Here is a 4,416-nt window from a genome sequence, read left to right as displayed (position 1 = left end):
CTTTGACGGTCGCCATTGTTTGAATCGCAAGGTCACTATAAAGAACTGACGCGCCGGGTTTGCCGCTCAACTCCTCGACCACCCACTGCCCCAGCACAGATTCTTCGATCCAGAAGGTGAGGCTTCCCCTAGCCTTCAATCCAGCGTTATACTCTGACCAGTTGCGGATGCGGTATTGAGGTTTCATGGCAGGTTTTATATGTGATAACTGAAATTTACCATGCCTCTCCTGCCCGCAACCCCTCTTTCATGCAACAACGCCACTCAAAACTCAAAACCCAAAACAGCGATACTCCTATCATTCCCACAGCGGTCATCACGCCTACATTTAGGAATCTGCCCCCCGCATCTCCCATATCGTGTCAAGATCAACAGTGGTCACCCCTATTCTCACGTTTAGCAATGGACTGGCAGGAGATTTACAGCAACTGGGTACTGATTCCCCCGCGCCCCGTGGCAATCGTGCATTTTCTAGGCGGGGCGTTTGTCGGCACGGCTCCCCACCTTACCTATCGGGTGCTGCTAGAATCCTTGGCGAAAGGAGGCTACGGCATTGTGGCAACTCCATTTGTAAATACCTTTGACCATGCGGCGATCGCCCGCCAAGCTCTGCTATCCTACGAGCGGGCAATGGACTATTTACAACAGAGAGTCCTGCGACGGCCCGATCTCCCAGTGTACGGTCTCGGACACAGCATGGGCTGTAAGCTGCACCTGCTGATTAACAGCGTCTATGAAGAGGAACGCACCGGAAATGTGTTGATTTCATTCAACAACTATCCCGCCCGCCGCTCTATTCCATTTCTCGATCAAGTCTTTCAGGCGGCTCCTACCCTTGCCGTAGAATTCACCCCGTCACCGGAGGAAACCAACCAACTCGTCCAGGAGTATTACAAAGTTCCCCACAATCTCCTGATTCGCTTCACCAACGACACGATTGATCAAACTCAGTCCCTTGCGGCGGTCATCACAAAGCGCTTTCCCGATCGAACTCAGCTCAACGTGTTGCCAGGAACCCACCTAACCCCCATGACTCAAGATGTGAACTGGAAAGCGGGCACAGAATTTACCCCTCTGGATGCGCTGGGTCAATTCGTCCGGCAAGGGGCCCTCCGTGACCTCCGCCAGCTCGATCGCCAGGTTCGGCTCTGGCTCGATGAGCGGACAAACCACTAACCCTGCTCTGGGCAATCTTCCCCGACAATATCCGGCACTTCGTTAATTTCACCTTCGCAGAGCACGGAAACGGTTGTGGCTCCAACGTCGTATTCGGCATTGATCCATACTTTGCCCGCATACCCCCGAATTTCATCCATTGGCTCCGCGAGGGTCTGGGCAACAGGGCGATCGCCCTCTACCGCAGGTTGAGAAATGTAGTTGTAATATCGCGTTTTCGAGGGAATGCCCAAGTTAAGCGCATCTAGAGTCGCAAACTGCCCCTGCTCGAAGAAGTAGGTTTGCTGAGCACGATTGATGACCCCCACATAGTTCTGGGCTTCTGCATGTTTGGCACGATTGGTCAGGTTCAAAAATGAAGGCAGGGCGATCGCGCTCAAGACACCCACCACAGCGATTACAACTAAGAGTTCTAGTAGCGTCATGCCTTTAATCGCATGGGGCCTAGAACACTGAAAACCCGCTAGCTGATAAAGTACGAAAACGCGCATCATCAATGGTTTTAAATAAGGTGAACCCAAATCGAACTTAGGCAGCACCCCCATATCCCTACCTTCTGGGATCTAATCCATGATCCGGAATTCGATGGAGAAAGGTGTGGCAAATTATTTGGCTAGTTTTGAGGAAAACACCATTCATACTCAGCAACTATTGTGTTATTCTCGTAGAAATGCAAGAAACGTTTGCAGTATTGCGGGTGTAGTTTAGTGGTAAAACCTCAGCCTTCCAAGCTGATGATGGGGGTTCGATTCCCCCCACCCGCTTAAAAGTCAAAGGTCCTGAAATCATTAAGTTGCTAGGCTCTGTTAGTATTCTGTCAATTCCCCTTTCCTGCCAAGAAAAAAGGTAATTGCTCAACTGGGTTATCGACTAAGCCAGATAACATTTGTTCTAAGCACAACTCTATGTTCAGCAAAGCTGTGGAGTCTACAGTGGTTTGATAGGGACTGTTTGCTTGGGCGATTGCCCGCACTAATGTACCTAAATCTGCATTACCCCGCCGTGCCCCCAACCCGCGCACCGAACACTCCACCTGGCGCGCACCCAATGATAGAGCCGTCATGGAATTGGCGATCGCATAACCGAGATCGTCGTGACAGTGAACCGATAACGTCACCTGATCAATCGTTTCAACCCGATCTACAACTGTTGTAATCATCTCTGCAAACCCCTCTGGATTTGCAATTCCAAGACTATCGGGAAGATTAATTGTGGTTGCCCCACTGGCGATCGCCGTTTCAATGGCGCGACATAAAAACCGAAGATCGGCCCGCGTAGCATCAAAGGCCGACCATTCCACATCCGCGCAATGCTGGCGTGCTAAGCGTATTCCCGCTTGAATCTGCTCTAGAACCGTTTCTTCTTGGGTTGACGCCCTGGGAAAACGCACCGAGGTATACACATGCATTCGCCCCTGCTGTGCGGGTGCGAGGGCTTCTGCTAAACACTCGATTTCTTGAGCCTTGGTATTGGCCAAACCACAAATGACCGCACCTTTAATATATTGAGCTAGCCCATGCACATCATCAAAGTCTTTCCGGGCGATCGCTGGATACCCAACCTCGATCACCCCTACCCCCGCTTGCTCCAGATGCTCCGCAAACTGAAGCTTTTGGTCAAGGGAAAACTGTACACCGGGTACCAGTTCTCCATCCCGTAATGTCGTGTCTAAGATAATGACTTGGGACACTGTCCTAATCCTACATTCGTCCGGCTCAGACCTCAGCAAGCAGCCCAACCTCTGTAAGTAGTCCTCGCAACTGCGATGCAGCTAATCGTGCAGGTGGCGAGTAGATTTACTGTGGAATAAGCGTTCTAACATCACGATGCGATGCAGGCGTCGATAGGCGCGCCGCTTTCGGACTTGCACGTATCCCCAATCCAAGGCCGAAATCAGCATCACACCCGCAAGGGCAAGGAATGCCGATGGAATATCAGCCACATACTCTAGGCTTGAGGGCATGGAGGAGGCTTCGGAGGTAGACGGTGTTGTAGAAGCGGCCTGGGCATTGACTGTCCATGTCAGCATGCCAATCATGAGCAGCCCATGATGTAAATAACGTCTCATCAATCTATCCTAGCTGCGATTTAAGGTACTCAGAATCAGTAGGACGTTAGCGTCGCTAGCTGTTTTTTGCCCCCTACTTATCATTCTCAATCTGGACAGGGACTATCCACAACCAATAGACAGATTTTTCATCGTCTGAGTTCGTGGATGGTTGAGGACGGAGATACCTGAATCAAACGACGTGCGAGGCTGTCTTAAGTTAAGCGGTAGGTATCAACCTAGGAAGTGCTAAGACAAATGCGATCGCCATCTGTCCATCCTGCAATCCGTTAAAGCTGTACGCAAAGGCATCCCAAATCATCGAAAATCTCTAGTTTTCCTGGAACTTGCCGTTACTAACGCGGATTATGCTGCTGATCTATAGAAAATATTGCCCTACCTTAAAACTACAACCTTGGATAAAATCATTCCGGACAGAACCGATCGTAGGCAGTGATCCCGATAGGATGAATGAAAGCAATTTCGCATCCTAGCCTCTCAGGACAGTAGGAGAAGTGAACCTTGAAAGGAGATTGACTAGACTGCGCTACGCTACTATGTAATATTTAGGAATTCGTCCGCCGATTGTCTTCAAAAAAGGGGCGGGCTTTTCGCCTAAATCTCTTGCGTTTACCTGTTGGGTTACATTTCACTGGATCACATTCCCTAGCGGCGGCGCTCTATGAATCCTTCTCTCTTCGTCAAACAGTGGCAAGCAAGCCTGCGGTGGTACTTATCGGTGCGTCGTTGGAAAACCTATAAGTGGCTATTTTTTCCATTTTTAGGGCTTTGCCTTGCCGCCGGAGGAGCCGTTAGTCGTCAAATCAGTCCGGTGGCGATCGCCACACCAACCAACGCCTGGTCAGAATTACCCAACATTTACCAGACCCCATCCGATGTCATCGCCCCTCCAGACCTCGCAGCACTGGCCGATACTACCCCGTCGAACGCGGAATCTCCTCAAGCGGCAACGACTACCCCCACCGAGCAAACCACCGTGCCTCAGGCCGCACTTCCCGATCTTCAGGCCAATATGGCGTCTGTGGATGCGTTTATCGAAATGCGGGTGGCGATCGCTGAAGCCGTATCTTCCCTCAGCGACGGCACGTCGGATCAGGCCGATGTTATGGACGAAAGCGGCCAGGTTTTGTACTCCCTAGCGCCAGGGGAAATGTACTCGGTGCAGCCGTCGG

Annotated in this window: 6 protein-coding genes and 1 tRNA gene; 3 read left to right on the top strand and 4 right to left on the bottom strand. The window is 51.1% G+C overall.

Translation table 11 applies throughout. The features are described from left to right. Nucleotides 1-187, bottom strand: a 187-nt coding sequence (locus IGR76_10545) for a transposase (protein ID MBF2078931.1), incomplete at its 3' end; no start/stop codon positions are given. A 215-nt stretch (nt 188-402) separates the two neighbouring features. Between IGR76_10545 and IGR76_10540 the strand changes: the two genes are divergently transcribed. Then, entirely contained in the window at nt 403-1,176 is a 774-nt protein-coding gene (locus IGR76_10540; GenBank protein MBF2078930.1) for a DUF1350 family protein, read from the top strand. Here IGR76_10540 and IGR76_10535 read toward each other — a convergent pair. Further along, nucleotides 1,173-1,667 carry a prepilin-type N-terminal cleavage/methylation domain-containing protein gene (locus IGR76_10535; GenBank protein ID MBF2078929.1) on the bottom strand — a complete coding sequence of 165 codons (495 nt, stop codon included), beginning with the start codon at nt 1,665-1,667 and terminating at the stop codon, nt 1,173-1,175. The two genes, IGR76_10540 and IGR76_10535, sit on opposite strands and share 4 nt — an antisense overlap. A 202-nt stretch (nt 1,668-1,869) precedes the next feature. Here IGR76_10535 and IGR76_10530 point away from each other — a divergent pair. Further along, nucleotides 1,870-1,940: transfer RNA gene (locus tag IGR76_10530), tRNA-Gly, on the top strand. A 53-nt stretch (nt 1,941-1,993) separates the two neighbouring features. On the opposite strand, the gene IGR76_10525 is transcribed toward IGR76_10530, so the two are convergent. Both IGR76_10525 and IGR76_10520 read right to left on the bottom strand, forming a co-directional pair. After that, on the bottom strand, nt 1,994-2,866 hold the full coding sequence (locus tag IGR76_10525; GenBank protein MBF2078928.1) for a 2-isopropylmalate synthase: 873 nt from the start codon (nt 2,864-2,866) through the stop codon (nt 1,994-1,996). 81 nt (nt 2,867-2,947) lie between these two features. Then, complete coding sequence (locus IGR76_10520; GenBank protein MBF2078927.1) at nt 2,948-3,244, bottom strand: hypothetical protein; 297 nt, start codon at nt 3,242-3,244, stop codon at nt 2,948-2,950. A gap of 661 nt (nt 3,245-3,905) precedes the next feature. Here IGR76_10520 and IGR76_10515 point away from each other — a divergent pair. After that, nucleotides 3,906-4,416: hypothetical protein (locus IGR76_10515; GenBank protein MBF2078926.1), on the top strand; the 511-nt coding region annotated here is incomplete at its 3' end.

Source organism: Synechococcales cyanobacterium T60_A2020_003, from assembly GCA_015272205.1.
Taxonomy (GTDB): Bacteria; Cyanobacteriota; Cyanobacteriia; order RECH01; family RECH01; genus JACYMB01.
This window is presented reverse-complemented; position numbering and strand designations above follow the sequence as displayed.